The 2,370-nt window shown below is 61.3% G+C and carries 3 protein-coding genes and 1 pseudogene; all 4 read right to left on the bottom strand.

The genetic code is table 11. The features are described 5' to 3' along the window. Positions 1–252 (bottom strand): annotated as a pseudogene (locus tag EN994_RS27490) (ABC transporter permease); the annotation flags it as partial. Between the two features lie 107 nt (positions 253–359). Then, the gene (locus EN994_RS27485) at positions 360–1,310 is read right to left on the bottom strand and encodes an ABC transporter substrate-binding protein (protein WP_063168207.1); all 951 of its coding nucleotides are present in this window, start codon (positions 1,308–1,310) and stop codon (positions 360–362) included. Between the two features lie 154 nt (positions 1,311–1,464). Continuing rightward, positions 1,465–1,809 (bottom strand): peptidase inhibitor family I36 protein, encoded by a 345-nt coding sequence (locus tag EN994_RS27480; RefSeq protein WP_024501320.1) that lies wholly within the window; start codon positions 1,807–1,809, stop codon positions 1,465–1,467. A 78-nt stretch (positions 1,810–1,887) separates the two neighbouring features. Next, positions 1,888–2,370 (bottom strand): DUF1194 domain-containing protein (locus EN994_RS27475; RefSeq protein WP_127307968.1); only part of this gene is annotated, 483 nt, incomplete at its 5' end.

Genomic DNA, 2,370 nt, shown 5'->3' with positions numbered 1-2,370 from the left:
CGGTACCGCGACGACCGAGGCAAGCAGGAAGCCGCCGAAGACGCGCCAGATGGTGATCAGAACGTCGAGCCAAAAACGGTCTTCGACCAAAAGCCGCCAGCCATCCCGCAGCATCGACAGCGGATCGGCGAGGAAGATGCGGTTGACGTGGCCGCCTAGCGTGATCCAAGCCCAGAAGGCCACGAAAAGCACGAAGAAGGAAATGCCGAGCACGGTTCGGATGCCCGGCGAGACTGGATGCAAGGGGCGCATCGTCAAATCGTCGCCATTTTCAAATGGTCCCCATGCTCAAATCGCGCTTTGTCCAAGAGAAGGCGGCAGCGCCAGGCGCCGCCGCTTGATGGTCAAAGGCCGAACGATCAGTTCGAAACCGGGCTGGTGTCAGCCAACGTGGTGACGTCGGGCGCTTCCTTGATCAGTCCCATCTGCAGCAGCAGTTCGCCAGCGGTCTTGGAAAAGTCCTGGAATTCCTTGGTGAAGAACTGTTTGTTCTCCGCCCGGTCGGCCCATTTCAGGTATTTCGCCGAATCCTCGAATTCCTTGGCCGACTGTTTCACGTCGGCACCCATGGTCTCGTAGGATTTCTGCGGATCGCTCTTGATCAGGTCGAGTGCATCAAAATAGCTGTCGGCCAGCGCCTTGGCGGCATCCGGATTGGTTTTCAGGAATTCGGGTGTGCAGCCCACCGTGTCGAGCACCATCGGGTAGTCGAGCGTCGTCGCCAGGATATGGCCCTGGTCCGACTTGTCGCGCACCGCCGAGATGAACGGCTCGTAGGTGACGGCGGCGTCGTTCTGCCCGGCGAGGAAAGCTTGCGCCGCCGCATCAGGCTCCAGATTGACGACGGTGACGTCCTTCGTCGACATGCCGTTCTTGTTCAGCACCCAGGCGAGCATGAAATAGGGCGACGTGCCCGGCGCCGATGACGCGACGTTCTTGCCCTTGAGATCGGCGACGGTCTTGATGTTGTTGCGGGCGACGATGCCGTCGGCGCCGTAGGATTTGTCGAGCTGGAAGATCTGCTTGGTGGTGACGCCGCTGGCGTTCCACACCAGCCAGGTCTCCACCGTGGTGGCCGCGCATTGCAGGTCGCCGCTGGCGATGGCGAGCGGCCGGCTCGCTTGCGGCACCTTTTTCAGGGTCACGTCGAGTCCGTGTTTCTCGAAGATGCCCGCCTGCTTCGCAAGCGTCAGCGGCGCGAAGCCTGTCCAGCCGCTGATGCCGATAGTGACCGAGGTGGCAGCCATCGCCGGTGCCGACAGGCCGGCGGCAAGTGTCAGAGTTGCGGTAAGAACGGCGATCCTGTTCATGTCGGTTCCCCTTTTGTTTTTGCTGGGGAATTGTCTCACAGACGCCAATCGGCTTGTCAATGAACAGCTTGGTGAGGCAACCGGCAGGCCCGGCTCTGCTGTCGGCCAATGGCTACCACCGCCAGAAATCCATCGTGGCTAATCCAAAATGGCCTCAATAATCGTCGCAGGTGCACTCCGCCGACGATATACGGTCATTCCAGTCGCTGCCGCCGAAATCGCGGATCCGGCGCCGGATCTCGATCGAGCGGCCACCCATCCGGGAGTCCTCATAGGCAATGAGTGTGCAACCCCGGCGCACAATCACCGACGACACACGGTCGTTCCAGAACTGGCCGCCGCGAAAGTTCACGGAATCGTCGGGGCCCATACCGATGGACCGACCGCGAAAATTCGCGTGCTCGAACATCATGCAGGCGGGCTCATCATTGTATTGGGCGCTGGCGGCGTCGGCAAAAAGTACGGACGCGACAGCAGTCAGGATGGCTAGACGTTTCATCTGATGTTTCCTCGGTTTTTGCCGCGGCCCCTCCGACTGGATAGCGCGGTCCGGCCAATTTGCCAATGCTTCGGTCGCCTAGCGGCTGTCAAACATCCAGCTGCGGTTGCGCCACATTTTCTCGCCGACCAGGCAGTCGGTGGCGGGCTTGTCCTGCGCCAATACCACCGGCGGATGCGTGGCTTCTTCTGCCGCCCATTGCGGCGAGGCCGGGCCGGCGAGTTCCAGCACCAGCTTGCGACGGATGGCTTCGGGAAACTGCGTCCAGTCATTGACCGGAATCATGAAGGCTCCGGGTCCGCCGATGACGCAGTCGCTGTAGTAGCGATCGAGATTGCTGACTTCGTAGGCGCCGGAAAAACCGCCTCGCGTCATCAGCGGCAGGCCGTTGATGACGATGCCTTGCTTGATCAGATCGTCGCGGGTCAGGTTGACCGGCGCGCCTTGATTGTTGGGGCCATCGCCCGAAATGTCGATGACCCGCTTCGTGCCCTGGTAGCTGCTTTCGGCGAACAGGTCATTGCCGAACTCCAGCGCTCCGGAGATCGAGGTGCGCCGCGC

This window comes from Mesorhizobium sp. M7A.F.Ca.CA.002.09.1.1 (assembly GCF_003998555.1).
Taxonomy (GTDB): domain Bacteria; phylum Pseudomonadota; class Alphaproteobacteria; order Rhizobiales; family Rhizobiaceae; genus Mesorhizobium; species Mesorhizobium ciceri.
Note: the sequence above shows the minus strand (reverse complement) of the source record. Positions and strands in the feature narration are given on the sequence as shown.

What these genes read in the sequence shown, in the direction of transcription:
- EN994_RS27485 (WP_063168207.1), bottom strand. Translation starts at nt 1,310, where the DNA reads ATGAACAGGATCGCCGTTCTTACCGCAACTCTGACACTTGCCGCCGGC.
- EN994_RS27480 (WP_024501320.1), bottom strand. Translation starts at nt 1,809, where the DNA reads ATGAAACGTCTAGCCATCCTGACTGCTGTCGCGTCCGTACTTTTTGCC.